Annotated in this window: 27 protein-coding genes and 3 pseudogenes; 11 read left to right on the forward strand and 19 right to left on the reverse strand. The window is 59.1% G+C overall.

The genetic code is table 11. The annotated features are described in order from the left end of the window. Positions 1-35: 35 nt before the first annotated feature. The 7 genes from HAT86_RS11460 to HAT86_RS11490 are packed head-to-tail and all read right to left on the reverse strand — an operon-like array spanning position 36 to position 7,562. Entirely contained in the window at positions 36-1,088 is a 1,053-nt protein-coding gene (locus HAT86_RS11460; RefSeq protein WP_167197567.1) for a TRAP transporter substrate-binding protein, read from the reverse strand. Between the two features lie 37 nt (positions 1,089-1,125). Beyond that, positions 1,126-2,430 carry a TRAP transporter large permease gene (locus HAT86_RS11465; protein WP_167197570.1) on the reverse strand — a complete coding sequence of 435 codons (1,305 nt, stop codon included), beginning with the start codon at positions 2,428-2,430 and terminating at the stop codon, positions 1,126-1,128. Further along, positions 2,427-2,945: a TRAP transporter small permease subunit gene (locus HAT86_RS11470; RefSeq protein WP_231125894.1), complete on the reverse strand. Its 519-nt coding sequence runs from the start codon at positions 2,943-2,945 to the stop codon at positions 2,427-2,429. The genes HAT86_RS11465 and HAT86_RS11470 overlap by 4 nt, the downstream gene beginning before the upstream one ends. After that, positions 2,942-3,973 carry a phosphotransferase family protein gene (locus HAT86_RS11475; protein ID WP_167197573.1) on the reverse strand — a complete coding sequence of 344 codons (1,032 nt, stop codon included), beginning with the start codon at positions 3,971-3,973 and terminating at the stop codon, positions 2,942-2,944. Before HAT86_RS11475 ends, HAT86_RS11470 begins: the two co-directional genes overlap by 4 nt. Beyond that, on the reverse strand, positions 3,970-5,544 hold the full coding sequence (locus HAT86_RS11480; protein WP_167197576.1) for an AMP-binding protein: 1,575 nt from the start codon (positions 5,542-5,544) through the stop codon (positions 3,970-3,972). The genes HAT86_RS11475 and HAT86_RS11480 overlap by 4 nt, the downstream gene beginning before the upstream one ends. Before the next feature lie 24 nt (positions 5,545-5,568). Further along, positions 5,569-6,777, reverse strand: coding sequence for an acyl-CoA dehydrogenase family protein (locus HAT86_RS11485; RefSeq protein ID WP_167197579.1), 1,209 nt, complete (start codon positions 6,775-6,777; stop codon positions 5,569-5,571). An 11-nt stretch (positions 6,778-6,788) separates the two neighbouring features. Continuing rightward, on the reverse strand, positions 6,789-7,562 hold the full coding sequence (locus HAT86_RS11490; protein ID WP_167197582.1) for an SDR family NAD(P)-dependent oxidoreductase: 774 nt from the start codon (positions 7,560-7,562) through the stop codon (positions 6,789-6,791). Between the two features lie 158 nt (positions 7,563-7,720). Here HAT86_RS11490 and HAT86_RS11495 point away from each other — a divergent pair, with 158 nt between their 5' ends. Continuing rightward, a complete protein-coding gene (locus tag HAT86_RS11495) occupies positions 7,721-8,425 on the forward strand; it encodes a TetR/AcrR family transcriptional regulator (protein ID WP_231125895.1) in 705 nt (234 codons plus the stop codon). A gap of 173 nt (positions 8,426-8,598) precedes the next feature. On the opposite strand, the gene HAT86_RS11500 is transcribed toward HAT86_RS11495, so the two are convergent. The 4 genes from HAT86_RS11500 to HAT86_RS11515 all read right to left on the reverse strand — a co-directional run bounded on the left by HAT86_RS11500 (position 8,599) and on the right by HAT86_RS11515 (position 12,506). Then, the gene (locus HAT86_RS11500; RefSeq protein WP_167197585.1) at positions 8,599-9,630 is read right to left on the reverse strand and encodes an NADP-dependent oxidoreductase; all 1,032 of its coding nucleotides are present in this window, start codon (positions 9,628-9,630) and stop codon (positions 8,599-8,601) included. 602 nt (positions 9,631-10,232) lie between these two features. Continuing rightward, the gene (locus HAT86_RS11505; RefSeq protein ID WP_167197588.1) at positions 10,233-11,552 is read right to left on the reverse strand and encodes a sensor histidine kinase; all 1,320 of its coding nucleotides are present in this window, start codon (positions 11,550-11,552) and stop codon (positions 10,233-10,235) included. Beyond that, positions 11,549-12,208, reverse strand: coding sequence for a response regulator transcription factor (locus HAT86_RS11510; RefSeq protein WP_167197591.1), 660 nt, complete (start codon positions 12,206-12,208; stop codon positions 11,549-11,551). The genes HAT86_RS11505 and HAT86_RS11510 overlap by 4 nt, the downstream gene beginning before the upstream one ends. A gap of 1 nt (position 12,209) precedes the next feature. Beyond that, positions 12,210-12,506 carry a PepSY domain-containing protein gene (locus HAT86_RS11515; RefSeq protein WP_167197594.1) on the reverse strand — a complete coding sequence of 99 codons (297 nt, stop codon included), beginning with the start codon at positions 12,504-12,506 and terminating at the stop codon, positions 12,210-12,212. 128 nt (positions 12,507-12,634) lie between these two features. On the opposite strand from HAT86_RS11515, the gene HAT86_RS11520 reads away from it, so the two are divergent. From HAT86_RS11520 to HAT86_RS11545, 6 genes and pseudogenes are all read left to right on the forward strand, one after another. Further along, the gene (locus HAT86_RS11520; protein WP_167197597.1) at positions 12,635-12,985 is read left to right on the forward strand and encodes a PepSY domain-containing protein; all 351 of its coding nucleotides are present in this window, start codon (positions 12,635-12,637) and stop codon (positions 12,983-12,985) included. After that, a complete protein-coding gene (locus HAT86_RS11525) occupies positions 12,985-13,614 on the forward strand; it encodes a cytochrome b/b6 domain-containing protein (RefSeq protein ID WP_167197600.1) in 630 nt (209 codons plus the stop codon). The genes HAT86_RS11520 and HAT86_RS11525 overlap by 1 nt, the downstream gene beginning before the upstream one ends. Before the next feature lie 133 nt (positions 13,615-13,747). Continuing rightward, positions 13,748-13,951 (forward strand): annotated as a pseudogene (locus tag HAT86_RS11530) (transposase); the annotation flags it as partial. A 245-nt stretch (positions 13,952-14,196) separates the two neighbouring features. Beyond that, positions 14,197-14,787 carry a helix-turn-helix domain-containing protein gene (locus tag HAT86_RS11535; RefSeq protein ID WP_167197603.1) on the forward strand — a complete coding sequence of 197 codons (591 nt, stop codon included), beginning with the start codon at positions 14,197-14,199 and terminating at the stop codon, positions 14,785-14,787. After that, entirely contained in the window at positions 14,780-16,012 is a 1,233-nt protein-coding gene (locus HAT86_RS11540) for a type II toxin-antitoxin system HipA family toxin (protein ID WP_167197606.1), read from the forward strand. Before HAT86_RS11535 ends, HAT86_RS11540 begins: the two co-directional genes overlap by 8 nt. A gap of 691 nt (positions 16,013-16,703) precedes the next feature. Beyond that, positions 16,704-18,026, forward strand: coding sequence for an acetamidase/formamidase family protein (locus HAT86_RS11545; protein WP_167197549.1), 1,323 nt, complete (start codon positions 16,704-16,706; stop codon positions 18,024-18,026). Between the two features lie 217 nt (positions 18,027-18,243). On the opposite strand, the pseudogene HAT86_RS16885 reads toward HAT86_RS11545, so the two are convergent. Beyond that, a pseudogene (locus HAT86_RS16885) lies at positions 18,244-18,465 on the reverse strand (ATP-binding protein); the annotation flags it as partial. Positions 18,466-18,720: 255 nt separating this feature from the next. Between HAT86_RS16885 and HAT86_RS11555 the strand changes: the two are divergent. Then, a pseudogene (locus tag HAT86_RS11555) lies at positions 18,721-18,999 on the forward strand (IS66 family transposase); the annotation flags it as partial. A 51-nt stretch (positions 19,000-19,050) separates the two neighbouring features. On the opposite strand, the gene HAT86_RS11560 reads toward HAT86_RS11555, so the two are convergent. The 5 genes from HAT86_RS11560 to HAT86_RS11575 form a co-directional block, all read right to left on the reverse strand. Next, positions 19,051-19,434 carry a type II toxin-antitoxin system VapC family toxin gene (locus tag HAT86_RS11560; protein WP_167197609.1) on the reverse strand — a complete coding sequence of 128 codons (384 nt, stop codon included), beginning with the start codon at positions 19,432-19,434 and terminating at the stop codon, positions 19,051-19,053. Further along, entirely contained in the window at positions 19,431-19,688 is a 258-nt protein-coding gene (locus HAT86_RS11565; RefSeq protein ID WP_167197612.1) for a type II toxin-antitoxin system Phd/YefM family antitoxin, read from the reverse strand. Before HAT86_RS11565 ends, HAT86_RS11560 begins: the two co-directional genes overlap by 4 nt. 49 nt (positions 19,689-19,737) lie before the next feature. Next, positions 19,738-19,872: a hypothetical protein gene (locus HAT86_RS17025; protein ID WP_269204320.1), complete on the reverse strand. Its 135-nt coding sequence runs from the start codon at positions 19,870-19,872 to the stop codon at positions 19,738-19,740. Further along, positions 19,869-20,357, reverse strand: coding sequence for a hypothetical protein (locus tag HAT86_RS11570; protein ID WP_167197615.1), 489 nt, complete (start codon positions 20,355-20,357; stop codon positions 19,869-19,871). Before HAT86_RS11570 ends, HAT86_RS17025 begins: the two co-directional genes overlap by 4 nt. Before the next feature lie 394 nt (positions 20,358-20,751). Continuing rightward, complete coding sequence (locus HAT86_RS11575) at positions 20,752-21,198, reverse strand: hypothetical protein (protein ID WP_167197618.1); 447 nt, start codon at positions 21,196-21,198, stop codon at positions 20,752-20,754. 74 nt (positions 21,199-21,272) lie between these two features. Here HAT86_RS11575 and HAT86_RS11580 point away from each other — a divergent pair, with 74 nt between their 5' ends. From HAT86_RS11580 to HAT86_RS11590, 3 genes are all read left to right on the forward strand, one after another. Then, positions 21,273-21,515, forward strand: coding sequence for a glycosyltransferase family 4 protein (locus HAT86_RS11580; protein WP_167197621.1), 243 nt, complete (start codon positions 21,273-21,275; stop codon positions 21,513-21,515). 60 nt (positions 21,516-21,575) lie between these two features. After that, on the forward strand, positions 21,576-22,034 hold the full coding sequence (locus tag HAT86_RS11585; RefSeq protein ID WP_167197624.1) for a hypothetical protein: 459 nt from the start codon (positions 21,576-21,578) through the stop codon (positions 22,032-22,034). A 252-nt stretch (positions 22,035-22,286) separates the two neighbouring features. Continuing rightward, positions 22,287-23,699, forward strand: a complete 1,413-nt coding sequence (locus HAT86_RS11590) for a site-specific integrase (RefSeq protein WP_167197627.1) — start codon at positions 22,287-22,289, stop codon at positions 23,697-23,699. 514 nt (positions 23,700-24,213) lie between these two features. On the opposite strand, the gene HAT86_RS11595 is transcribed toward HAT86_RS11590, so the two are convergent. Then, positions 24,214-25,452, reverse strand: coding sequence for a type II toxin-antitoxin system HipA family toxin (locus HAT86_RS11595; protein WP_167197630.1), 1,239 nt, complete (start codon positions 25,450-25,452; stop codon positions 24,214-24,216). Then, a complete protein-coding gene (locus tag HAT86_RS11600) occupies positions 25,449-25,769 on the reverse strand; it encodes a helix-turn-helix transcriptional regulator (protein WP_167197634.1) in 321 nt (106 codons plus the stop codon). The genes HAT86_RS11595 and HAT86_RS11600 overlap by 4 nt, the downstream gene beginning before the upstream one ends. Between the last annotated feature and the right edge of the window lie 432 nt (positions 25,770-26,201).

Below are 26,201 nucleotides of genomic sequence, written 5' to 3' on the forward strand. Positions count from 1 at the left end.
GGGGGGCGGCGCTGTCATGGATGCTGGCACCGGCGTCAGGCGCGTCCGGTAATCCTGAGGAACTCGTGCAGCATCTCGCCCACGCGGCCACAATATTTTGGGTCCTGCGCGGAGAAGTCATCTACCACTTCAAGCGAGTAGCGGCGCAGATTATCCTGGGCCTCCTGATCCAGCTGGACCAGCTCGCCGCCCATTTTCACGAAGTCCTGCTTGCGCAAAAGGTCTTGATGCAGGAAATGCGCCGAAGCATCGGCTGACGTGGCCCGCACGATTTCGTTGAAGGTGGCCTTCAGCTCGTCGCCGAGACTGTTCCACTGCTCGAGCCCGACCATGACTTCGCCGTTCAGATGCCCGAGAAGGTCGGGCTCGATGATATAGTCGTTCACCTCCTGGAAATTCATCCCCCAGCCAGTCGAGGTTGAGCCCCAATGCGCCCCTTCGACGACGCCGTTTTGCAAGGCCTGATACAGTTCGCCGCCGGGGATCGATACGGGTGATGCTCCCATCTTTTCAAAGACGAGCGCGGCGGCCCCGGTGGAACGGACTCGCCAACCATCAAAGTCGGCGGTGGTGCGCAGCGGAGTGTTGGAATACAGCGTCAGGCCAGAATATGAAACCGGACCGGCCTGATAGACACCCTGCTCGGCGTAGGCTTCTCGGATCACGTCCAGCGCGCCCATTTCGTAGAAAAAGGCGTGCATTTCCTCGTGACGGTCCCACGCACCGATATGGCCGTTCAGGTGCCCCGCGACCGGCATTCGCCCGATCCAGTAGGCCGGATAGATGAACGCGCTTTCAAGCAAACCACGACGTACCGCCGTCAGCACTTCGCCGGTGGGGACAATCCCGTCGTTCTGCACCGGGGTGATAGTAAGTTCGCCACCCGTGGCGTCTGTGACACGGTTGCAGAATTTGACGAAGACATCTTCGTAATACCAGTTGCCCGTGGGCCAATGGGTCTGCATGCGCCAGTTCAGGTTGCCTTGCGCAATTGCAGGCGGCGCCGCCAGCACCGTTGCGGCGGCGGCTCCGGTGGATGCAGCAAAAAAGCCACGTCTTGACAGGCTTTTGTTGGTCTTGGTCGTCATGGTCGTCTCCTCCTCTGGGTTTGGTTTTTTTGGTGGCTCACCGCGCCGTGAGGCCGGTAAAGCTGGTAATGACTTGCGGGAATAGGAAAATCACCGCCCCGGTCAGCAGCATCAGCACCAGAAACGGCGCCACCGCCCGGTATATCGCAGTGATCGGCGTCGATGGGCTGAGGTTCTTCAGGTAGAACAAATTGTATCCGAAGGGCGGCGATATGTAGCCGATGCACAGGTTCAATTGAAACAGGATACAGAACCAGATCGGATCAAAGCCGAGCTGCACGACGATCGGATAAAAGATGGGCAGTACCAGAAGGATGATCCCGACCGGATCCAGAAACATGCCCAGCACGACCGTGATCGCCTGCAGGATCAGGATCATCACCAGTGGATGCACATTCAGACCGCCGAGATACCCTGTCATGAAGGACGTGCCGCCCGCACCGCCATAAACGGCGATGAATGCCGATGCGCCAAAGACAATCCAGATTACCATACCTGTCATGCTGGCGGTGGCATGGCTGACCTCGGCGATATAGCGCAGGGTGAGCTCGCCGCGAATGGCCACCGATATCACCACGGCAGCGGCCCCCACAGCAGCGGCCTCGGTGGGCGTCGCGATGCCCGCGAAGATAGAGATTAGCACCGACAGGATTATGAGCAGCGGCAGGATGACTGATCGTAGTGCATTGACACGTTCGGCCAGTGGCGCGCGAATTTCGGCCCCGGGGGCGAGCTGTGGCCGTATCCGGGCAAGGATCGCGATATAGATGAGGAAGATGGTTAAAAGCAGCAGACCGGCCACCAACCCGCCCATAAAAAGGCGCCCCACGGATTGCCCGGTCTGCAGCCCGATCAGGATAAGCGTGATTGATGGCGGGATCATGATCCCTAGCGTGCCAGCGGCCCCGATGGTTCCCAGCACAAAGCTGCGGTCATATTTGCGCTTGTCCATGGCGGGTATGCCGACCAGGCCCGTGGTCACTGTCGAGGCAGCACAGCTGCCTGTCATAGCCGAAAGGGTCGCCGCGAACCCAGCCGTGCCCAGAAGCAGCCCCCCCGGCGTGCGCCCCGACCAAAGGTAAAACGCGTGATAAAGGTCGTTGGCGATCTTCGACTTGGCAAGGGCAACACCGATGAACACGAAGAGCGGGATCGCTGATAGCAGGATCGACCACATGCTGCCAAACATGGTAGTGATTATGGAGTACATCCCGTTTGATCCGAACATGATCGTGCCGAATATGACGGCGGTCCCGCCCATGGCGAAGGTCAACGACACGCCCGATATGATGGCAAACAGCAAAAGGCCGAACATGCCGATGGTCAGTAATTCAGGACTCATGCCGGTTTACTCCGCTTGACGTCAGCGTGGGGATTAAAAATGAGAACAACGGACCGGATCGCCTCTGCGATCCCCTGCGCGGTAATCAGAGCCGCACCTAGAAACAGAGACAGCTTGATGGGCCACATTGGATGTCCCAAAGCGCTGTCATCGCTCTCGTTGAAGGCCCAGGAATCCAGGAAGAACAGCCAGCCCTCTCGGGTCAGAATGACTCCCCACAGGATCAGGAAAGCGTAGTTGAACAAATCCAGTCCAGCATTGGCCCGCGGCGAGCGAGTGTTGAGAAATATGTCAACCCGCACGTGGTCGCGGTTGATCAGAGTGTAGGCCCCGACCAGAACGAAATACGACCCAAAGATACGCTGCGTATACCCGTGCGCCCAGATTGTGGGTTCACCAAAACCGTAACGCGCAACCACCTCGTAGCACAGGACAACGATACCAGCCCAGATCAGGAAGCTAACTGTTTTGCCGATAAAGATGTTGATCTGATCGATCAGTCTGAGAAGAATCATGTCATGTTTCCGGTTTTGGAGGAGGCCTGCCTGATCACGTCGCGTGCGCGAGCGGCGAACCGCGGCGCGAGTGATCCAAGGCTGGCGGCCTCTGTTGATGCGGCGCTGCCCGCGCGGGCGCGATCCGCGATGCCGACAAAGATCACGGCAAAGCGGAACATGGCAAATGCGATGTGGAACGGTCGCAAGGGGGGCGTCGGCATGGCATGGGCCTGATATTCGGCCACGAACGCGTCCTGCGTGGGAATGCCCGCCCGCGCCCAGTCGGTGCCAAGGATGCCGCCATATTCCTCGGGTGACGAGTTCCACGGCATCACGCAAAAGCCCAGATCCGCCAGTGGATGACCCAACGTAGACAACTCCCAGTCCAGTACAGCGATTACGCGTGGCTCGGTCGGGTGATACATCAGGTTGCCCAGTCGGAAATCGCCATGCGCGATGGACACCGCGCCGTCATCCTCGGGCATGTTGGTGGTAAGCCACTCCATCAGCCAATCCAGATCCGGAATGCGCGGGCCGTTGGACTCGGAATATTGTCGGCTCCAGCGCGCGATCTGCCGGGCAAAGTAGTTGCCGGGCTTGCCAAAATCAGCCAGCCCAACCTCATCGGGGCGCACCGCATGCAAGCGCGCCAAAGTGCGCGCCATGTCGAGATAAATCTCGTGCCGCTCTTCTTGGGACAGTCCGGGCAGTGTACAGTCGGTGAAGACCCGCCCGTCTAACCTCTCCATTACGTAGAAGGGCGCGCCGAGTATAGCGTGATCCTCTTCCATTTGATGCACGGAGGGCACCGGCACATCGGTTCCCGCCAGCGCGCGCATCACCCGGAATTCGCGTTCGACTGCATGCGCGCCGGGCAGAATGGGCCCTGACGGTTTCTTGCGCAGGACCAGTCGCCTATCGCCCCAGTTAACGAACCATGTGGGGTTCGATTGTCCGCCACTGATGCGCTCGATCTCCAGATCGCGGCCATCTGGCCATTTGCCCGAGAGCCATGCCTTCAGAGCTGTCGAATCGAGATCGCTCATGTGTCGCCAACCAAATCTCTCGCGCGGTCACGCAGGATAAACTTCTGGATCTTGCCCGTCGCGGTGCGAGGCAATTCTCCGAATACAAAGCGTTTGGGCCGTTTGAAGCCGGCAAGGTGCTGTCGACAAAATTGCTCCAGCGCAGTGGGTTCCAGGGATCGGCCATCCTTCAGTTCTATGAATGCGCAAGGCACCTCGCCCCATTTCGGGTCAGGCGCCGCGACGACCGAGGCCAGCAAGATATCCGGGTGACGGTGCAGCACCGTTTCGACCTCTAGGCTGGAGAGGTTTTCTCCCCCCGAGATAATGATGTCCTTGGCGCGGTCACGGATTTCGATCTGCCCGTCGGAATGCATCACCGCAAGATCGCCGGTACGAAAAACGCCGCCGCGGAACGCCTCTTCGGTGGCCTCCGGTTTGCGGAAATACCCCGCCATGACGGTGTTGCCCGCCAGCACGATCTCACCCACGGTCTGGCCATCGGCAGGCACATCCCTGTCCGCCTCGTCGACCACGCGCGCACGTCCGGCCGTCAGATGGCGTCGCCCCTGACGCGCCATAAGCGCCGCGCGGGTCTCCAAATCGGCCTCCAGGTCGCCGGGGTCGTTGATGGTAGCGGGGCCGTAGCTTTCAGTCAGCCCATACATATGATTCAGATCGAACCCTAGCTTCGAGAGCCCCGCTAAAAGCGCGGTCGTAGGGGCCGCGCCGCCGGTGGTGACACGCACGCGCGTGGCCGGGGCCTCGGTGGCGTGCTCCAGCAGCATATAAAGAACGACCGGCGCGCAACTCATATGGGTGACGGCGCGCGCCGTGATCGTTTCAAGGATCAACTTTGGATCGACGCGGTCCAGACAGACATGCAGCCCCCCGGCCGCCGTCACCGCCCAAGTATGGCACCAGCCGTTGCAATGGAACATCGGCAGCGTCCAGAGATAGCGGCTTTCTGATGTCACTCCGAGCGCCAGAACATTACCAAGCGCGTTAAGACATACCCCCCGATGGGTATAGACGACCCCCTTGGGCCGACCGGTGGTGCCGGATGTATAATTGAGCGTGATGGGCTGATGCTCGTCGGTGATTTCGCCGGTAAGGTCCAGAACCGGTGCAGGGCCTTGAAAAAAATTCAGCGCCGATGTGTCGGACGGGGTGTCGCAAAGCGTGTAAATCGGCACCGGGCAATCCGGAAGATTGGGGCGGCACGCGGGGTCTGTCAACATCAGCTTGGCGCCTGAATCCTCTAGAATATAGCGGATTTCATCTGTATTCAGGCGCGTGTTGATCGCATTCAGCACCGCACCAAGCGCCGGCACGGCGAAATGCGCAGCCAACATTTCGGGCCGGTTGATCAGCATGACCGACACAACATCGCCCTTGCCCACGCCCCGAGCGCGCAGCCAGCCCGCCATGCGCGCGACGACATCGCCGAATTCGGCATACGTCCAGACAGTGTCGCCCCACGCCACGCCGGCCCGGGCGCCATGCACTTCAAGGGTGCGTGCCAGATGGTCCAGCGGTGTCAGCGGCCTTGTGTTGGCGGCCCGCGGGGCCAGATGTGGATCAGTGAACATTGCGCCTCCTCCCAAAGTCGCAGCTCAGATCGTGTCGGGCTGCCATGTCCAGAAGGCGCGCCCTTCGTCGGACAGGTGGCGGTTGAGCACCATCTGATGAACCTCGTCAGCCCCATCGACCAGACGCGCCTGACGGGCATACCGGTAGATCCATTCAAGAACGGTATCCTTGGAATAACCGCGTGCGCCATTGATCTGGATCGCCACATCGGCGGCCTTATGCAAAAGGTTCGCGCAATGGATCTTCGCCATCGAGACTTCCTTTTTGGCGAAACTGCCCTGATCCAGCGCCCAGGCCGCCTTCATGACCAGCAAACGCCCAATCTCGATTCCCATCGCCAGATCACCCATCTTGATCTGGATACTTTCCCGATCCGACAAGCGCACACCGAACCCGTGACGGTTATCGGCATACTCGCGTGCAATCTCGGTGCAGCGTTTGGCCAGACCCAGCCAACGCATGCAATGGGTCAGACGTGCTGGCCCCAGCCGCATCTGGGTGATCTTCAAACCCATCCCCTCTCCCATTATGATGCGATCGGCAGGCAGTTCCATATCCTCGTAAACCAATTCGCAATGCCCACCGTGCTCTTCGGGGCCCATGATCGGGATGCGACGGTCGATGCGCCAGCCGGGTTCATCCTTGTGATGCAAGAACGCGGTCAGTCCCCGGCGTGGATCGTCCGATGTCCGCGCAAGAAGGATGAAATGGCTGGCATCCGCCGCGCCGGTGATGAACCACTTGCGCCCGCGAATGACATACATTTCGCCCTTTTTCTTGGCCGTGGTGAGCATCATGCCCGGATCAGACCCGCCACCCGGATGCGGCTCGGTCATAACGAACGAGGACCGCACGTCGCCCTGCACGATGGGCGCCAGCCAGCGTTCCTTCTGTTCGCGCGTACCCGCCTGTTCCAACACCATCATGTTGCCGTCGTCGGGTGCGGCCGAGTTGAAAATGACCGGGCCGAAAATCGAGCGGTTCATTTCTTCGTAACATACCGCCATCCCGATCTTGCCCAGACCCTGACCGCCAGTCTCGGGCTGGAGTTGCAAGCACCACAGCCCTTCGTCCCGCGCCTTGTCGCGCAGGGGTTCCATCCAGTCATGAGCGATATTGCCGTGATCATCCCAAGCCTCGGGCCGATCCTCGATCGGGATAATCTCATCTTCCACGAGACGCGCGATCCGAGCGCGGAAATCCTCGATCCGGGGAGAAATCGTGAAGTCCATGTGTCCGTCCTTCAAAGCGATGAAACAAGATGGCCGCCATCGGCGACGATTTCGGTGCCAGTCATGAAACGGCCCAGATCGGAAACCAGAAGCAACAGGGGCCCGTCCAGATCAGACGGTTGCCCCAAACGGCGTTGCGGCACGCGGCGGATTAACGCCCGGCCCGGGTCCGAGGCGAAGAAATCCCGGTTTAACTCGGTCTCGATATAGCCCGGGCACAAAGCATTGACGCGGATGTTATGCCTTGCCCATTCCAGCGCCAGCGCCCGCGAAAGCTGCATCAGCCCGGCCTTTGACGCCGCATAGGCCGCCACGTGGCCCGCGACCCGAAGGCCAAGGATTGAGCCAACATTGACGATAACGCCACCGGCGCCACGTGCAACCATTGCGGCACCCGCTTCACGCGCGACATGAAACGCGCCCTTGAGGTTAGTGTCGATAATGCGATCAAAATCTTCGGGCTGATGATCGAACGCCGATGCAGAGGCAGTAGTGCCGGCGTTGTTAATAACGATGTCAAATGCTTGGCCACTCATCGCGGCGGTTACAGAGGCTGGATCGGCAACGTCCATCTCCAGAGGGTCCGCTCGACCGCCGCCCGCGCAGATATCGTCGCATAGAGCGGTCGTCTTGCTGATACGGCGTGCGGCCGCTGTCACCTGCACGCCTTCGCGCGCTAAAACACGCGCAAAATGTGCGCCAAGGCCGGATGAGGCTCCGGTCACAAGGGCGCGCTTGCCGCTCAGCCCCGGCCAGATCGTCGGATTCGCGTTGTCTGTCGCCATGGTCGTCAAAGGCCTCCCCTCCCTTGAAGACCTGCCAGAATATATTTTCGAGCAAGTGTTCGATTTTGTAACTTAAAGCGAAACTTCCATTCGCGCAAGCCCCCTCTTGGTGACGGGTTGGCCTTCTGATAGCCTACGGACAAGATTTAGGGACATGCATGCTGGATATTGAAGATCTGACGACCGAGGAACTGTGCCGCTACATGCTGAATCGGCATAGCGGCACGATTAGCGTACAAAAACCCGATTTTGCCCTGCGAAAACTGACAGTCATTATCTCCGCTGCCCTTGAGTTATCCAATCGCAAAGGCTTTCAGGCAATGTCTCTACGGGATTTGTCGCACGCTTCGGGCGTGTCGATGGGCGGCCTTTATGCCTATTTCGACAGCAAGACCACGCTTGTGAACATGATTCTGTCCGAGGTGACGGCGGCCACACAGAGAGTGTTATCTAACCCTCCCGATACGGTGCGGGGAAATCCAGTGGCACATCTCAGATGGCTGATATCGACCCATGTGCGGATGACAGAAGAGATGCACCCCTGGTTCACCTTCGCATTCATGGAAGCCAAGAACTTCCCACCGGAAGAGCGTCGCAAAGCTATCGACAGTGAGGAACTGACCGAAGGCTTTTTCAAGCAAGTGCTGGAAGATGGCATCGGCATGGGTGCGTTCCGGACCGATACCTCGCCTTTGCTGCCCGCGCTGATTAAGCCTCTTTTGCAGGACTGGTATGTCAAACGTGCCAAGTATAAACGCCGGAGTGTGACAATCGATACGTATATTTCTACTGTGCAGGATCTTGTCGAGTCGGCCTGTCTGGCCGAACGATCCGCAACTGCTTTGACCGGCACCAAATCCTGACGGTTGCGCCTGTTACGCGACTTCTGCCATTGATGAGTGATTAATGGGCGAAAATCTCTTCAAGCCAGGCTTCGCGGTGCCTACCAGCCGCGAAGCGCGTCTGATCATGTCACCGCCCAGTCTCAATATTCAACGCTTGGTCGGCCAGATTTGACACAATCGCCAAGCGGGCCTCATGCGACCCTAACGACCATCTTGCCGAAGTTTCGCCCCGCTAGAAGATCGTTGAACGCCGCGGGTGCTGCCTCAAGCCCCTCGACTATGTGTTCCTTGTAGTGAACGCGACCGTCGGCAATCCACTCGGTCATGTCCTTGTGAAATTCTTCATAGACGCTCCGAGGAAAGCTGTCGAATATGATGAAGCCCTCGACCTTCACCTTCATTCGAAGGATCGTACTCATGATGGCGGGGCCGTGATCAGGTCCGTCCGGCAGGCCTGCGAGGTTATACCATGACACCATTCCGCAGACCGGCATCCGTGAAAACGGGTTCAACAACGGCAGCACGGCATAAAGAACCTTACCGCCCACATTCTCGAAATAGACATCGATCCCGTCCGGGCAGGCCTCGGCCAGTTGGGCTGCGAAATCATCAGCCTGATGGTCAATGCATGCATGAAAGCCCAGCGTCTCGGTCACATGGGCGCATTTTTCGGGCCCGCCCGCGATACCAACAACCCGGCACCCCTTGAGACGCGCAATCTGCCCCACCGTCGCGCCAACCGGTCCGGAGGCCGCCGCGACCACCACTGTCTCGCCGGGTTTCGGCGCGCCAATTTTCAAAAGCCCAGCATAGGCCGTATAGCCGGGCATGCCCAGAATACCAAGCGCCCACGAGGGGTTTTCCGGGGCCGTTCCGAGGCTCGTCACGTCCGTGCCATCGGACAACGCGTAGTCCTGCCAGCCGCTCCCCGCCAGCACATGATCGCCCGGCGCGAACCCGTCCAGGTTGGACTCCACAACCTCGGCAACCACTTGTCCCGTCATCACCTCGCCGATCCCGACAGGTGTCGCGTAGGACTTTGCGTCGTTCATCCGGCCCCGCATATAGGGATCAAGCGAGAGATACTCGGTGCGCAACAACATCTGTGCCTCGTCCGGCTGCGGCACCTTCGTTTTCTCAAGGCGCAGCGTGTTCTCGTCGGGGGCGCCGTTGGGCCGTTCAGCAAGAACAAAGCGGCGGTTGAATTCGGGTGTTTGCGGCATCGTGTGGCTTTCCTTTTTCGAGGTCTTGTCGGCGTTGTGATCCGCTGCAAATCGCAGAAGAGCCCTCAAACGCTGTCGCTGTTGCATATCCTTCGTTGAAGCCTGATTTGACCGTCAGTGTCAACAAGGTCGCTTCGAAGTCTAACGTTGCACATTTACAGCGTCCTACTGTGCATGCCGGCAGCCAGAACGACCTACAACGTCATCGAGTTCAAAGGCGCGTGCCGTCTGGCCTCTTTGCGTGAAACGGACGCAAAGGGCTGACAGCCGTCATCTAGCAGATGCGGTGAAATCGAAGCTCCGTCCGCTCTGCCGTCATTAGCTGATTGCAAATGCTGCGCGGGGTTTGAATGGCCGCTTCGAAGGGCAGAACGGCAGCACTGGGCTGGGTCATTCAAATTTAAGGAACCGGGCCGTCTTCACTGACGGCCCTGAGCCGAACTTGGGTACCGTGATCCAGTACTGGAGTGCAGCCTGTGATTTCGGACCTTCGCTTCAGACGCACATCTGGAGGCGGTGCCTTTGGTTAAATTCCGCGCTGGGGAACGCCACCCCACCTTCCGCAATGGGTTCCGCGCAATCATACGATTGCGCAGCATCCTTCATGGCAGCGCCAGTGTCGCAGTTAGGCCGGAGGTGGCGTCGGATAGGGTCAGCCGCCCGCCTGCGGCTTCGGCGATCTCGGCGGCGATGGCGAGGCCGAGACCCGTGCCGGTTTCATCGGCGCGACCATGGCGGGCGATCAGGGCATCGCGGCGGTCGGGCGGGATGCCGGGGCCGTCGTCTGTGATGGTCAGCAAGACCCACCCTTCTTGTGTCCGCGCCGACAGTGTCACGCTGAACCGGGCGTGGCGCGCGGCGTTTTCAGCCAGCGCTCCGAGCGCTTCGGACAGGTCGGCCGGGTCCAGTGCGACGCGCGTGCCAGTGGGGATGTCGATCCGCCAGTCCAACCGCCCCCCATCAGGCGTGCGCTGCAGCACCGCAACCAGCCTCTCGGCGACCTCGCGCGCGTCGGCGCTGGCGTCGCTGGCGCGGGCAGCGGTTCGGGTGCGGGCCAGCTCGCGGTCCACCGTGCGGCGCATGGCGCGGGCCGTGTCCTCGATCCCTTCGGCCCGACCGTGGGCACCAGCCTCGCGCAGGCGGGCGGCTTCGCCCATCAGGGCCTGCAGCGGGGTCTTGAGGCCATGGGCCAGATCAGCGGCCCGGGCCCGCGCGCGGGCGCTTTCGGCCTCCCGCGCGGCCAGCAGTTCGTCGATCTCAGCGGCCACGGGGCGCAACTCCTGCGGCCAGTCTTCGCCCATGCGTTCGGCCCGACCGGCGCGCAATGCGGCGATCCGCGCGCCCAGCCCGCTGAGCGGCCGCAGCCCAACCCAAAGCTGGGCCCACCCCGCCCCCGTCAGCACCAGTGCCAGCAGCCCCAGATAGGGTGCAAGATCGGCCATGAAATCACGTCTGGCGGCGTCAAGGTCGGTCACTGTCATGGCCACAGCGGCGCGGGCGGACCCACCGCCCAACCCTGCGGGCAGCGTGACCGAGCGCTCCAGCACCAGAAGCGCGTCCCCTTCTGGACCGGGCAGGCGGTGCACGTGAAGCCCGCCATCGCCCAGAGTGTCGGCGGGCAGGTCCAGCGCGCTATCCCAAAGCGAACGGGACCGCTGCAGGCCATCAGGCCCCTCGATCTGCCAGTAAAGCCCACCGTAGGGGCGCTGGAACCGTGGGTCTGCGGGGGTGCGGGCCAGCGTCAGGCCCTCTGGCCCGCGCTCAAGCCCCGCCAAGACCTGGTCAAGCTGCACACTCATCTCGGCCACTGCACGGCGTTCAACATGTGCCCCGAAGAGGTGCGACAGGCCGAAGGCCGCCAGCCCAAGCGCGGCGAGGATCGCAATGGCGCCAGCAAGCGCGAGGCGCAGCCGCAGGCTCATGCGGTCTCCACGAAATATCCAAAGCCACGCCGAGTGCCGATCACCCCTTGGCCGAGCTTGCGCCGGAGCCGCGCGATCACGGCCTCAAGCGCGTTGGCTTCGCGTGCATCGTCATCCCCGTAGAGGTGTTCCAGAAGTTCGGTGGGCGGCACGGGCCGGTCGAGGTTCTGCATCAGGTAGGCCAGTAAGCGGTATTCCAGCGCTGTGACCTGTACCGGCACACCGCGCACTGCGACACTCATTCGGTTGGTGTCAAGGCTGAGCGCGCCAGCCTCTTGCAGCGCGCCCGCATGCCCGCCAGACCGGCGCACCAAGGCGCGGGCGCGGGCCACCAGTTCTTCCATCCGGAATGGCTTGGGCAGGTAGTCGTCCGCGCCCGCCTCGATCCCCTCGACCCGCTCTTGCCAGGTGCCGCGCGCCGTCAACACGAGAACCGGCATGGCCCGCCCGTTCGCGCGCCAACGTTTAAGAACCGCCAGCCCATCCATCCCCGGCAGGCCGAGATCCAGCACCACGAGATCATAATCCTCAGTATCGCCAAGGAACCAAGCATCCTCGCCGTCGCCTGTCCCCTCGACCCGGAAACCGGCTGCCGTCAGTGCGTCGGACAGGTCAGCCGCGATCCGGGGGTCATCCTCAACAGCGAGCGCGCGCATTTCAGTCGTCCTCCTCGCGCTCCAACTTCAGCACGGTTGCGGTCGCGGCATTGATCTCCATTTCGTAAAGCCGACCCTCCGGCGTCACCAGTTCCAACTCGTAGATCCAGCGGCCGTCGTCATGCTCCAATTCCAGCTCGATGACGCGGCCGGGGCGCACGGCCTCGGCTGCGGCAAGGATCTGTGAAAGCGGCAAAATCTCGCCCGCCTGCAAGGCGCGGCGGGCGCGGTCCTGATCGTCATCATCGGCCAGGGCGGGGGCAGCCAGAAGGGTAAGGAAAAGGGTAAGGCATCTCATAGCGGCAGTATCTACCACCCCCGACCTGACGACAAGCTGACAGTGAGGATCAGGCCAGCGTCAGGCGGCAAAGTGCAAAAAGGGTCATTGGCGGCCACGGGGGCTGCCGGCAAAAACGGAGATATGACATGAAACGCACCATTTTCTTGACCGCATCGCTGGCGACGGCCGTCGGCCTGTTCGCAATTAGCGCAACCGCGCAGCAACAAAACGGCACCGCACCGGCAAACCAGCTGGCCCAGATGCGCATGGGCATCGCTGAAATCGCCACGATGCTCGAAGGCCAAGGCTATACCGTCCGCGAGATCGAGCTGGAACGCGGCCGCTACGAGGTTGAGATGATCGATGCCAAGGGCCTGCGCGTCGAGGCCTATCTCGATGCGGTTACGGGCGAGTTTCTGCCATATCGCGATGATGACCGCTATGATGACGATGACCGCTATGACGACGATGACGACGACGAGCGGTATGACGACTGATGGCGGCGACTGCTGAAACCGGAACGGTGCGGGTCTGGGACCCATTGGTCCGCATCGGCCACTGGGTGCTGGTGGCGGGGTTCGCCACCGCCTACCTCACCGAGGGTGAGCCGCAATGGCTCCACAGTTATGCGGGCTATGGTGTCATGGCGGTGGTGGTCCTGCGCCTTGTCTGGGGCGTCATTGGCACCCGGCATGCCCGGTTTGCCGATTTTGTCACCGGGCCGCGGCGGGTGCTGGATTATCTGCGCGGGCTCGTCACGGGCAGGGCCGAGCGTCACCTCGGCCATAGCCCAGCGGGCGGCGCTATGACCGTGGCGCTGCTAGTCGCGCTGGCGCTGACGGCACTGTCGGGAATGGCCACCCTGGCCGTAGAAGAGGGAGAGGGTCTGCTGGCGGGTGTCGTCACCGCACAAAGCCTGCCCGCATGGGCGATGGAAGAGAAAGAGGACGATGATGACTACGGCGAGCATGGTGCAGGTGAGGCCTTCGAAGAGATTCACGAGTTCGCCACGAACGCCACGTTTGTGCTAATCGTTCTGCACATCGCCGGCGTCGTGGTGGCCAGCCTCGCCCACCGCGAAAACCTCCTGCGTTCCATGATTGACGGCCGCAAGCGCGCGCCGTGACACCGGCCGGGCCTCCGATGCGGGGCCCGGCGCCATGCGCGGACCGCTCCGCTGCATATTGAACTGGCCCCCATTTCGACCGGACACCTTGGCCTGACCAAGGAGGCTTAAGGATAAGCTGAAGCACGGGCTTATGTCTGAGATAGAAACCATCACCAATGGAGGTCGTCGTCGGCGCTGATCTGCGGCGAATAAACTGCGGATCTTGGAAGAGACGCTTTATGACGGCGAGAGCATTTCTGCCGTTGCCCGTCGTAATGGCGTGGCCCCCAATCTGCTGTATCGTTGGCGCAAACTGATGCTTGCAGGGGGCAGTATCGCCGTGACAGGGGATGACAGTGGTGATGTGCCGTCACGCTTCGAGCCGTCCGAAGAGACCGAGGAAGACATTTATGATCGTATCATGAGCCGTATCTCCAGCTCGTTCTGGCTAGGCTAAAGGCGCACTAATTTACGATCTATTGAAGTTGATCATTTCACATGAATGATATGTTAATATAGATCATAAATTGAAAATAGAAGTTCTATATGATATACTGAAGTACATCAGGCGCTTGGCTCGATATACAGGATTATATCAAATTGAACTATGAGAGCGAGAAACTGGCAGCGACACTGAAAGCTGCGCGTGAGAAGAAGGGGCTTAGCCAGCGAACGCTAAGCGCCCGTGCAGGTGTGCCGCAGTCGCATATCTCCAAGATCGAGAGCGGCGTGGTTAATCTCACTGTTTCAAGTCTGACCGCCATTGCCAACGCCCTTGATCTGGAGTTGGCGCTTGTGCCGCGCAAGGCGGCGCCAGCGGTCAGAACGCTAGCCCGTAGCGTAAACGACGTGCCGAAGGCCACGCCGGAAACGCGCAAAGAGATTGCGTGGCTCGCCAAACAGCTTGAGCGCATCCAGTCGCTCAAGATCGATAGTTCTGCCTTCGAAAACCTGCAGCGGCAGTTTCGGGAGATCCGTCAGTTCGAGAACCTGATCCGGAACACCGACACGTTGCGCAGTATCCGTGAAGCGCTCAAAACAGTAGAGGATGCAGGTGGTATCCCAACGCTCCAAGACGCGTCAAAGCAGATGAACAGTCTACGTAATGCCCTCGCCCACGGTATGGCCGATGAGGATCGGGCGCGCCCGCCGCGTCCGGCTTACCGCTTGGATGGAGATAACGATGAATAGTGTCTCCGTCCTCAACGTGAATCTGTATGGAGAGCCCATTGGCACGCTGACCAATCTTGGCGGTGATCGCACCATCTTTGCCTTCACTGATGAGTATATTGCTGATCCTGACAGGCCGACGCTTGGTCTTGCCTTCAAGGATGAATTCGGGGAGCTCAATACGGATTTTCGCCCCTACCAGAAGCGCGTCATGCCCTTTTTTTCGAACCTTCTACCCGAAGGTCGTCTGCGTAAATATCTGGCCGAACAGGCGGGCGTGAATTCCGAACGTGAGTTCCATCTGCTCTGGGCACTCGGCCATGACCTACCCGGCGCGATCACGATCACCCCTGCCGATGGCGAAGCCTGGCCGCCGTATGTCGCCGATGGACGCGATGATCATGATGACGATCATCGTGAGAACGCGTTGCGCTTTTCGCTGGCAGGCGTTCAGCTTAAGTTTTCTGCCGTGACGGAGGCAAGTGGCGGGCTGACCATTCCTGCCTCAGGTGTCGGCGGCTCTTGGATCGTCAAGCTGCCCTCACGAGAATTCGCGGGCGTCCCTGAAAATGAATTCTCGATGATGAAGCTGGCGGGTCTGGTCGGGATGAACGTGCCTGCCATTGATCTCGTGGGGATTGATGCGATCAAGAACCTGCCCGAAGGACTCGATAAGATCGGCAAACATGCCTTTGTGATCGAACGCTTTGATCGTCTGTCCGATGGATCGCGCGTGCATATTGAAGATTTTGCGCAGGTCTACGGGCTCTATCCTGAGGAAAAGTACGGCAATGGCACATTCCGGAATATCGCCCAGGTAATCGCCGCCGAAGGTAATGATGCCGACATCATCGAATATGTCCGGCGCCTGACCTTCAACATGCTGATCGGTAATGCCGACATGCATATGAAGAACTGGTCGTTGATCTATCCGGACAGGCGGAATGTCTCGCTGGCGCCCACCTATGATTTTGTGGCGACCGTACCCTATCTTCCGGGCGATGCGACGAACATGAAGATCAGCCGCGCCAAGGCCTTCTCGGCGTTCTCAATGGATGAGCTGACCCACCTTGCCGTGAAAGCTGCGATTCCGAAGAAAATGACGATTGACGCAGCCAAAGAGACGGTTCAGCGCTTTCGGGAGCAGTGGGAGGCGGAAGCGACAAATCTACCGATGAGCGATGAAGTCAGATCAGCCGTTGAGGCTCACATGAAGACAGTGCCCATCCTGGAGGAACTGTCATAGGGCAAGGGGTTCCTGACACACCAGCAAAGCAGGGCGACAAATGCGCCTAGCTTTCAGCGCTTGGTATGTCCCAGATTTTTTGTGGCACTCTCAAAAAGGTCGCCGGATCGTTCTTTGATCTTTGCTTGTTCAAGCTGTTGTGTTCGCAAAGGCGCTTGTTCAGAAAGAGAAAGGCCGAGTTTGAAAAGATCGCTATCTGCGCTTCGCCGTCTCTGATGCTTACCGCAGCATCAGCCAGGGCCGCCACCGCCTGCGGATTGGCGGCTTTCGGGAAAAATGGTCCAAATGCTTCGCATTTGCAGCGGAGCAGTCAATGCGCCTGATACATATGTCGTGGTTTGGCTGTCTCTGGTCATAGGGGCAACTTCAAAGGGGCGCTGACAACCCATCACTGAGGGCTACACCGCCGCGAGTCGGCTTAGTCCTTAGTCCTCTTTCATCGTTACTGTGTCACGATGCGCTTTGATGATACGAAGCGGGGTACCGAGCGGTTCAGGGGATTGGCCGCATCAAAACTGCTTAGAAAGCGCAGAAAACCGCCGCTACATTCTTTTATGTTGTAACGTCTATAAAATGCGAAAGGATTATTCCGCCATATGACGCGGGCCAGATATGCGCATGTGGCGACTTGATGTTGGCAAGCTTCCGGTTAATTTTTGGCATTAATAATCTGAAATTCAAGGAGTTCATCATGCCGGACGGAATAAATGCAGGAACCGCTGCAAGACGCAGTGTGGTCGTTCAAGAGTTCACCAATAGCGTTCTCGACCCCAACGAAGCGATGCTAGGGCCGGTTGAAGATGGTGGCACCATTATCGCAAATACAGCGCCGGGATGCTGGGGCCCCATGATCACTCCGCGTCTGCGGGGCGGCCATGAGGTCACGAAGCCGATCTTCGTGGAGGGTGCAGAGATTGGGGATGGCGTCGCGATCCGCATCCGCGATATCACCGTGACCTCCATCGCCACAGCGTCCGGGCACGACAGCTCTCCCGAGGGTTTTTGCCTTGGTGATCCTTACGTCGCAGCACGCTGTCCTGTCTGTGACACAGTCTGGCCTGAAACACATATCGAGGGCATCGGACAGGACTCGGTAAAGTGCGACACCTGCGGAAACGCCGTTAAGCCCTTCGAAGTGGTGCATGGCTACACAGTGACCTTTGACGATACCCGCACGGTTGGGCTGACCTTGCCTAAAGAAGCGGCAGAAACCATCGCTGGAGACGCAGACCATTATTCGGCTTTGCCGGATGAAAGCCGCCAGCATTCTATCTTGCACTATGCTCCATCGGACATGCCCGGAACCTTGATCCGAATGCGCCCCTTTATGGGACAGTTGGGCACTTGCCCTTCGATGCCCATGCCGGACAGTCACAATGCTGGCGACTTTGGTGCTTTCTTGGTGGGCGCGCCGCATGACTATGGCATCACGCCGGAGCAGTTGATCGAGCACAAGACCGATGGCCACATGGACATCGACGCCGTGCGTGCCGGATCAATCCTCGTGGCACCGGTAAAGGTTCCAGGTGCGGGCGTTTACATGGGTGATATGCATGCCGGGCAAGGTGACGGCGAAATCGCTGGGCATACAATGGATGTTTCGGGCAGTGTGACCTTGCAGGTCGAGGTCGTGAAGAACTATCCGTTGGACGGGCCAGTCCTGTTTCCGCTGGAAGAGGATCTCCCGCCGCTTGCAAAACCATTCACCGAGGTCGAAACCGCCAAGGGAGAGCGCCTTGCAAAACGGTGGGGCGTGTCGCAGATCGAACCGCTCGCACCGATTTCGGTTATCGGTACCGCAGCTAACCTGAACGACGCGATCGAAAATGGCTTGGCCCGCGCGGCCAAATTGCTAGACGTAACTGTTGCAGAAATTCGCAATCGGGCCACTGTCAATGGCGCGATCGAAATTGGCCGCGCGCCAGGGGTGATACAAGTTACATTCCTCGCGCCGCTCGTCAAACTCGATGCGGTTGGACTGGGCGATTACGCACGCGAGCAATACGGTCTTTAATATTGAAACTGCCCGTCACCGCTTGTCAGGAACGAAGACTTCGTGGTGACGGGCAACGCTGCGATGTCCAGCATCGGCATGCGCGTGTTGCGTGAATGCGGGCTGAAGTTTCACATGTGGGGATTTCAAAATTACCGGACAGCGCTTTCGCTAAATCTTGGACCGCCGTTTCAGTAATGCCCGTACAGTTCGGGCGCGGCTGATTATCTGACTGCGATTATGTTTCGTGTTGGAGTGTTTCGGTATTTTTGCCGGGGGTCGAGTTTGCGTTTTGGTCCGGCCGTGGCTTGCTGTTTCTCTTGAGGTTGATGCGGTGGGCGTTGTGGACGATCCGGTCGAGTATGGCATCGGCGATTGTGGGTTCGCCGATCATGTCGTGCCAACCTGAGACGGGTAACTGCTCAGTGATGATGGTAGAGCGGCGCTGATAACGCTCTTCGAACCGTCTTGCGGTCGCAGCCAACCTTCTGCGCAAATGCAAAGACGCTCAGGCCCTGCTTCTTCAAATCATGGATCAAAGCAATCTCGCTCAGTCCCTTCAACTGCTTACCCCTGTCCGCTCTTCATTTTAGGGCATCGGGCCTTGTGTTCCGCGCCAGCGACAAATCCGAATAATTGAAGTTCGGAATGACCCCTGACGCTCACGACTGGGAAAATTCAAACGGCAGTTTTGAGGAGATTACGTCCGGCGATTACAAAGACGGCGCGGCTCTGGACCTATGTGCGCGATGATCGCCCTTTTAACGGTACCGCGCCGCCCGCTGTCGTGTTCCGCTTCTCCCCTGATCGCGCTGGCGCGCATCAAACGAAACATCAGGCAGGCTGGCAGGGCATCCTGCAGGCGGATGCCTATGCCGGGTAGAACCAGCTCTACGATGCCGCCCGACAGCCCGGGCCGGTGGCATCAGCGCTGTCCTGGTCGCACGCACGGCACAAGTTCTTCGAACTCGCCGACGTGCAGACCAACACCCGCACAGCCACCCGGTTCTAGCGGAACTGGCAGCGCATCAATCGGGAGGGAATATCACAACGCAGAATGAAGATCGGTTTTGGAGAAATCGTCACCGACGTAGAGCAACGGCGAACCGCTGCCCTTAGCTGTGACATAGGAGAAGCAATCCCCAAAGTTCAATCCAGCCGGATGAACGCCTTTGCCCCATTCCGAGTAAACCTCTGCGACTGCGATTGCGCCAGCTGCACTCAGGGTGTCGATTTCGACTACAATCCCTTCAAGCAGTTGCGACATCTCTTCCGATAGTCCCCGGCGCCCAGCCACGATCAGCGCTTCAGCCAGTGTCCCTGCAGAGATCTTGAAATCCTCTTCACTTTTCAACAATTCCGCTATCTGCTCTGCCTCGGGCTCTCCCAAAAGAAGAGCCATCAGTGCCGACGTATCGAGAACAATCACTTCGGCAGACCTTGATGATCATAAAGGAAATCTTGGCTCTGTGCCGCAGCCGGTCCAGCAGTAGCTTTAGCTGCAGCTTTGGCTCGAACAGCGTCAATCAGTTTGGCACGGTTTTCTGCAGAAGCCTTGGCATGTATTGCCACCAAGCGCACGACCGCGTGTCCATGCCTGGTCAATACCACTTCTTCACCTGCCTCCGCCCTACGGACAAGATCGGTCAAGCGCGCTTTTGCGTCGGTTATAGCAAGCTGCATGGGTGTCTCCTTATTCCCACATAAATTATGGACCAATCAGTGGTCCAATTCAAGTGCCCGGCGACACATCCCTCGTCTCCGCCTGCAGCAGCAGCGCAACGTTCTCGGCAATGAACTTGTAGCCCTTGCCGTCGGGCACGCGCGTGGCAGGGATCGGGTCGGCATGCGTCGACTTTAATCTCAACTCTGCTCCAAGCTTGCACGTGCATTGATCTTTTGAGCAGCAGACGCCGACGCGAACCAGCCACGTGCCGCGTCCAGCGCATCACGCACTTTGCCGGGCTGATCCTCCAGAGCAGGCAGCATTTCCGAAGCGCGGTACAGACCACCCAGTGATGGAGGCGGCATATCGCGCTTTTGCAAGGCCTGACGAGTCACTTGAAGGCGTGCGGCGACGTCCGCCAAACTCACGAGGTCCGGCTTTACTTCTCGGAGTTGCGATCCCGTCGGCAGCGCCGCCAAAACTTGTTTCACAGCCTCTGAAATGACAAGCTCTGCATCTACCCCCACACGCGTGAAGCCAAGGCCCACGAGACCAGATGCCCCGAGACCAACCACCGCATCATCACATCCGACGTCAAAAAGAGCGTCCAGGATGACATCCTCGTCATCAGATCCCTTCGGTAGCGAGACTACGATGTCGAATTCGAATTCCACTTTGTCAGCCATCGTCATTCTCCTTGAATACACATCCAGCAGCTTTTCTCAGGAGTTCGCGCGCATGGTTTCGTGGACTTCTGGGCGTGCTCCAGACTGACATCCGACAAAACGTGCCAGATCGGCAAGCGTTTCCCTCATTTGCAGGGCAAAGCACATATCCCCATGAATGCGCACTGCGCCCCTTGGCTTCATCTACACTCCAACCCAAGGCCTCCAGCTCCTGCAAAGCGCTTTCGATGTCCTTGGACGGGTGTTTCTTGCGATCCATCATTTATTCTCTCATAAGGCAGTTGTCAAGCGACAACCATTGAGTTTCGGATAGGTCAGTACACGCCCAGCTCCAGAGCCAGCGCCAATTCTACCGTTATATCAATATTTTCCAAGGAATGCGGAGGCGCCGATTTCAGACTCCGCCCCTCGGCGACACATCCCTCATCGCCGCCTGCAGCAGCAGCGCCACGTTCTCGGCGGTGAACTTGTAGCCCTTGCCGTCGGGCACACGCGTGGCCGAGATCGGATACTTGGGCCGCCGGGGATGAATGCCCGTGACGCGGAACCGCTCCCGCCCTGTCGAAAACTCGCGCCCGAAATCGTCTGGCGACAGCCCGTATTCCTCGGCGAGCGCCTCGAACAGAATCCGTTCCGGATCCAGCGCTGACCCGTCGGGCAGCGGGATGGACACGCGGACGCCGAACTCGAAGTTCCAGCGCAGGTCCATGGCTTGCGTGCCCAAACCTTCTGAGACCAGCCCATGCCTAGCGGCCACCTCTGCACAGGCCTCCAACATCTCGGCCTCGATTTTCTTGCACAGACCCGGTGTCAGGTTTCTTGGGGATGTGATGTCGGACATGGCGAATTTCCTTCGAGTTCAAAATAGACCGCAATTGATTTTGCACGAGTGAGGTGGATATCTGGATGCACATTATGATGAAAGTGAACGCTGCCTGGAACATCTGTAATTTCCGGCGACCCGTCGTTGAAGCGCTCCTGGCGGACGGGCATCGCGTCACGGTGCTGGCACTACCCGACGACTCGGTGCCCGACCTCGAACGGATCGGCTGTCGTGTTCTCCAACTCGAAATGAGCGTAAAGGGCCTGAACCCCGTCCAAGAGCTGAAGCTGCAGCGCCTTTTCCCCAAGTTGGAAGGCCGCGGATTGTTCTCTTAGAGCCATTAAAGTTTGCGCAAGGCGAAAGACTCATATCTCTCCCAAACGGAGGATACTGATATGAACACATCTCATGTGGCGGCAGCCATGAAACGGCGGACAGCCACAGAACAAGCCAGAAAGAACCTCACCGATTATGCCCTCGCTGGTTTGCGGCGGTCTCACTATGCGGGTGTGTTCAGAAAGACGGAAGGGGCGGTATCCGCGACCTTTATGGCCGAGATCGAGCTTGATGGTTTCGAGCGCAGTCTGCAAATCAGAGCCACCGTCCAACGCGATAAAGACGGGCAGCGGTATCTCGAAGGATTGCTATCGGGATTATCGCTTTCCTCTGAGACAAAACGTTTCAAACTGACCCGTGACATCGGCATAGCGGATAAGTACAGCGGGACCATAGATTTTCATGGTGCATGCCTGATTATCAATGTCCTGCCAACCACCGCCGTAAACGGCTGCCGCATCAATCTCTGTCACATGGAAGTCCTGCGCGAGACGGCAGAATCCGCGTGCCACGAATGATGCTGCGCTTTCAACAAATCCGTTACCTTACCAAGGATGTTGGTAACCGGTCTCAAATAAAACGCTACTGTTTCTGGCTGCGTTGCGTCGCGGTTACGGTCTGTCTTCACGCTCTTTCTCGAAAGCCCGATAACCGTCCTCCCCCTTATACAGAGGGGGATCACTACGGCCTGCGGCTGAACCTGAATATTCTAGGTCCGAATCCCATTGGCTTTTCGAACACTACTTTTCCACGCCAAGAAGATGTCTCAAATGACGCAATATGATCGCAACCTTTTCAAGCCTGCTGGCAACGACCCAAGCGCACATGTAAATGCCTGTAGCGGCATTGATGGACCCATGCCCGATCTTTTTCATGAGAGCCTAAAGGCGCATGATTTCGCGGTCCTTTCCAACAAAAACTTCTCGTTTGCTGATCTTTACAAGAGCGGAACCTGGCAAAAATACGGATATCGGGCGGCAGCCCTAGCGCGCAACCATCCCTCACGCGATCCGTTTATTGCATATCTCGCAAACGATCAGCATCAAAGCTGGACAGGAGCAAATAGCCGACAGAGCTACAGGTCTGCGCTTGTTCGATTGGCGGCTCGAGATGTCCTTGAACTGGCTCCGGGATATTGGAGATTGGTGATTGCCGAGGCCGATGATGATGCGGCCCGCCGTCAATTCATCCGTCAACTCGAACCTCATGTCGATGATGAAACACGCGCCCGGATTAGGAAGGTTGTCCAAGCGCCATCTCCGTCCGACATCAAAAAACTGAAGCGCGCTGTCGAGTTCCTGATTCAGGTGCCGCCGGACCCTGATCATACCGCGGTTCGAAGTGGTGCGACCGGACCCGACCGACAGGCCTCAAAGCCCCGTTCCGCCACCTCGAAAAAAGAGGCGCTCTACGCGCTCAATCAACATCAGCGGCGCAAGTCGAAATCACATTCTGGCTATAACTGGCGCGACCAGTTCTGGAGGGTTGCGGTCATGCCCGATTCACATCTCGACAACGATAGACGGGCTTGCATCGCAGCATTGATGCTGACCGGCTGCAGGCCCTCTGAGCTTTCGGCCGATCTCGGCGTTGGCGTCTCGGCGCTTGAGTGGGCAGGTCTGGCTCATCTGGCGTTCAAGATTGCCGGTGCAAAGCTTGCCGAGGAGACTGGCGAGGTTCATGGAAAAGGGCAAGAGCGACGGGATATTGAGGTGCGCTGTCAAACGCCAGAGTCTGAGTGGCTATTTGCATATGTCATGGAACAAGACGGCGGCCAGTGCTTTTTGGGCATGCCGGCTCCAACCCACAGTCAAAACGGTATGCCTCTTATGCCAACCGAACGCCGGCGGCGCGTGACCGGAAGTCTTGGCAAGCTGATCGGACGGCTCGGGAAGGTGGCGTTTCCGAGGCTGCAACAGCGTTTGACACCGTATGTGTTTCGCCATGCGTTGTCGTCTGATTTGAGAGCTATGGGCGGAATATGGGGCAAGGATGATGTGGCTGCGGCATTGGGTCATCAAAGCACGCGAACACAAACGCATTATGGAAGCACCAATACGTCCCGAGGCTTGACCGGAAGCCGTGCAGAACAGGTTGCCCGGATTTCCGGTATTGCTCCGGTCCGCAGCCCTGATCGCGGGCCACATCCGGCGGCGCTCAAGCCTCAAACCCCGAAGGCGTAGAACAACCAAAGAGATCATGCCTGTGGAAAAGCGCTATCATGCATAATGAATGGGCGTGGGCCAATGACCGTCTGTGCAGGCGTTACGAAATAGTCGGACAGTTTCGTCTTGGCGTGCATTCCCAGCTGAGCATAAGCATCTGGGACTGCCAAAATTCCAAATATGATATGTTGGAGATTATGTAGCTACTGCAAATGCAGCACCCAGGGTATTTCGCCCAGCCGTTAACTTTAGAGTGGGCGTTATGAGAACATAACGCCCACATCTCGAAAAGAGATTGATGCCGTCCTCAAGGGTTTGTGCGTGGCACTCATTTAATCTGCGGCGATTTCGGGGAAGTTGGCGATTTCCGGATTCTTTTTCTGGGATTTTCTCCTGCCACTGGGTCCGATTACATCCTGCGGAGAACACAAAGATCTCGACGGCCATCCTCAGCATTATGACGGCGACAAGGTTCGTCCATTTCGGCGAGCAGATCTTCGCCGTGCCGACCTTGAGCCTCTGGGTCGAGCGGTCACCAGCCCGCCGCGCGCTCCATCTGTTCACTAATTTCCCGACGAAGCTGCGGGGGCACGCCGGTGGCGTCGGCATACTCCAACCAGTTCGCAGCGGCGCCATCCACCTCGTCGACGACCTCGGCCGCTCGCCGCGCGGAGATCCCGCTCTCCCGCGCCACTGCGGCGAAGGACTCGCGGCCCGGCTTCCGACCCTCGTCGGCGATGGTGAGCGTGTGTTCGCCGCCGGGTCCGGAGCTGTAGGTCACGTCATAGGCCGGAGCCAGCCGCCAACTGCCGGCAGCGTCCATCAGGAAGGCGTGGTTCTTTAGGTGATCGTCGCGGTTGTAGGTTCGCGCGTTGAAGACCATCCGGCGATAGACCTGCTCGGTGGCGCGCGCGTCGCGGGTCATGAAGCGGGTGAGGCGCAGCAGCTCTTTGTAGTCCAGATAGGCTTCGCGGAAGTCGACCGCGAACAGTGCGGCGACTGTCTGCATGTGGAGCCGCCCGCCGTCGGGTCGGTCGAACCTCTCCGTGGTAAAGAAGGGCTCGCCGGAGGTCGCGTGCAGCACGCCCGTCCAGCTCATCTCGATCCCGGCCGCCCGCGCCATCATCGCATAGGCCGCCTCGACCTCGACAGTGCCCACCGGGTCTTGCAGCGCGCGCCGCTTCACCAGGACATGGCGCCAGCCCTTCTCCAGCGCCGCGCGGTGATCGCGCAGCCGCGCACCGTCCGCCGCCAGCTGGGCCACGAACTTCGGCCGCGCGCCCTGGGAGCCGCCCGCCACCGCGCGCAGCCGCTCCAGTTCCCCGGCCGTGGCGCCGCCATCAACCTCGGGCACTAGCCGTTCGAACCAGTCAAGATCGAAATCACCCTCCGGGTCGGGATCCTGAGCCGGTTGGTAGGCCAGCGCGCCCATGCCGGCGGTGCCAACCATGGCGAGCCGGTCCATGTCGGTGATTTCGTCCAGCCGCACGCCGCGCGCCTGCAGTTCGCGGTCGACCAACAGCTTACCCCAGCCGTCGGGCAAGCTGTCGCCAAACACCGCAGGCAAATCGCCGAAGGCGCGGCTCTTGGGGCGCAGGAGTCCGGCCTGGGAGTTGATGTGGATCGGGGAAATTGGCAGTGGCGCGGCCGCAAAGGTGCGATCCCATTCCAGCACGGCGTGGCGCGCGCGGCCGTCCCAGCCCATCTGTCCGACCGGGCGCTCGTTGGTGCCGGCGCCGAAATCAATGGTGACATGGAGGCGGTCGATCATGAGATCTTCCTTTTGCGCACGCGTTGTGGGGTTTTCTCGGACTTCTGCCGCTCGAGCTCATCGAGCGTGCGCGCCTCGACCGGTGGGAAGAGGTTCCTGAAGCCATCCAGCGCGTCAAGCGTCTCGGCCAGCGCCAACACGGTCGAAAGGGTGCCGTCACCTCTCTTTTCGAATCGTCTCATGGTGGCGAGCGAGATCCCGGCGCGCGCGGCCAGCTCCTCTTGCGTGAAGCCCATGCCGATGCGCCGCTTGCGCACCGCATCGCGCATCTTCTCCTTGATGTCTTCGGGGGTCAGAAACCCCGGCAATGTCTCCATTAGCATCCTCAGCGCACTGCAAATCTTGTCCAAGAAGATATTGCAAATCTGCAAAGAACTCAACACTAAGTATCAAAATAGATACTTTGTTAATAAAACAGCGACTTTAAGTGTCAAAATTGACGCTACCGGGAATACCAAGACAGCTCTGGTTCGGCGTGGTGGCTTGCTTGCGGATTTCCGGCAGGCCTTGCAGAAGACCTTTTGGTCGGCCGTGTTTCCATCATCCCCATTCGCTCGGCAACCATCCCAGCGTGAGGTGTCGTCTTTTTTCGGTCGACCTTGGTTGACCTGCGATGGCGCTGCGACGCCGAAGTTTGGACATCCGGGCGTCCAGCAAGCATTCACTTTCCACCTAATGGATCGAAGCCACCGGCTTCCAGCCGGTCCGCTTCAGCGAATCTGTTGTGATCTTCCTCCCCGGAATCTGAA

This window comes from Roseovarius gahaiensis, assembly GCF_011601345.1.
GTDB lineage: Bacteria > Pseudomonadota > Alphaproteobacteria > Rhodobacterales > Rhodobacteraceae > Roseovarius > Roseovarius gahaiensis.

Excerpts from the sequence above, each read along its gene's own strand:
- HAT86_RS11595 (WP_167197630.1), bottom strand. The coding sequence starts at position 25,452 with ATGATCGACCGCCTCCATGTCACCATTGATTTCGGCGCCGGCACCAAC.
- HAT86_RS11510 (WP_167197591.1), bottom strand. The coding sequence starts at position 12,208 with ATGCGCGCGCTCGCTGTTGAGGATGACCCCCGGATCGCGGCTGACCTG.
- HAT86_RS11525 (WP_167197600.1), top strand. The coding sequence starts at position 12,985 with ATGGCGGCGACTGCTGAAACCGGAACGGTGCGGGTCTGGGACCCATTG.
- HAT86_RS11505 (WP_167197588.1), bottom strand. The coding sequence starts at position 11,552 with ATGAGCCTGCGGCTGCGCCTCGCGCTTGCTGGCGCCATTGCGATCCTC.
- HAT86_RS11565 (WP_167197612.1), bottom strand. The coding sequence starts at position 19,688 with ATGCAGCTTGCTATAACCGACGCAAAAGCGCGCTTGACCGATCTTGTC.
- HAT86_RS11470 (WP_231125894.1), bottom strand. The coding sequence starts at position 2,945 with ATGATTCTTCTCAGACTGATCGATCAGATCAACATCTTTATCGGCAAA.
- HAT86_RS11465 (WP_167197570.1), bottom strand. The coding sequence starts at position 2,430 with ATGAGTCCTGAATTACTGACCATCGGCATGTTCGGCCTTTTGCTGTTT.
- HAT86_RS11575 (WP_167197618.1), bottom strand. The coding sequence starts at position 21,198 with ATGTCCGACATCACATCCCCAAGAAACCTGACACCGGGTCTGTGCAAG.
- HAT86_RS11540 (WP_167197606.1), top strand. The coding sequence starts at position 14,780 with ATGAATAGTGTCTCCGTCCTCAACGTGAATCTGTATGGAGAGCCCATT.
- HAT86_RS11475 (WP_167197573.1), bottom strand. The coding sequence starts at position 3,973 with ATGAGCGATCTCGATTCGACAGCTCTGAAGGCATGGCTCTCGGGCAAA.
- HAT86_RS11545 (WP_167197549.1), top strand. The coding sequence starts at position 16,704 with ATGCCGGACGGAATAAATGCAGGAACCGCTGCAAGACGCAGTGTGGTC.
- HAT86_RS11500 (WP_167197585.1), bottom strand. The coding sequence starts at position 9,630 with ATGCCGCAAACACCCGAATTCAACCGCCGCTTTGTTCTTGCTGAACGG.
- HAT86_RS11480 (WP_167197576.1), bottom strand. The coding sequence starts at position 5,544 with ATGTTCACTGATCCACATCTGGCCCCGCGGGCCGCCAACACAAGGCCG.
- HAT86_RS11590 (WP_167197627.1), top strand. The coding sequence starts at position 22,287 with ATGACGCAATATGATCGCAACCTTTTCAAGCCTGCTGGCAACGACCCA.
- HAT86_RS11460 (WP_167197567.1), bottom strand. The coding sequence starts at position 1,088 with ATGACGACCAAGACCAACAAAAGCCTGTCAAGACGTGGCTTTTTTGCT.
- HAT86_RS11600 (WP_167197634.1), bottom strand. The coding sequence starts at position 25,769 with ATGGAGACATTGCCGGGGTTTCTGACCCCCGAAGACATCAAGGAGAAG.
- HAT86_RS11570 (WP_167197615.1), bottom strand. The coding sequence starts at position 20,357 with ATGGCTGACAAAGTGGAATTCGAATTCGACATCGTAGTCTCGCTACCG.
- HAT86_RS11520 (WP_167197597.1), top strand. The coding sequence starts at position 12,635 with ATGAAACGCACCATTTTCTTGACCGCATCGCTGGCGACGGCCGTCGGC.
- HAT86_RS11495 (WP_231125895.1), top strand. The coding sequence starts at position 7,721 with ATGCTGGATATTGAAGATCTGACGACCGAGGAACTGTGCCGCTACATG.
- HAT86_RS11490 (WP_167197582.1), bottom strand. The coding sequence starts at position 7,562 with ATGGCGACAGACAACGCGAATCCGACGATCTGGCCGGGGCTGAGCGGC.
- HAT86_RS11485 (WP_167197579.1), bottom strand. The coding sequence starts at position 6,777 with ATGGACTTCACGATTTCTCCCCGGATCGAGGATTTCCGCGCTCGGATC.
- HAT86_RS11580 (WP_167197621.1), top strand. The coding sequence starts at position 21,273 with ATGATGAAAGTGAACGCTGCCTGGAACATCTGTAATTTCCGGCGACCC.
- HAT86_RS11515 (WP_167197594.1), bottom strand. The coding sequence starts at position 12,506 with ATGAGATGCCTTACCCTTTTCCTTACCCTTCTGGCTGCCCCCGCCCTG.
- HAT86_RS11585 (WP_167197624.1), top strand. The coding sequence starts at position 21,576 with ATGAACACATCTCATGTGGCGGCAGCCATGAAACGGCGGACAGCCACA.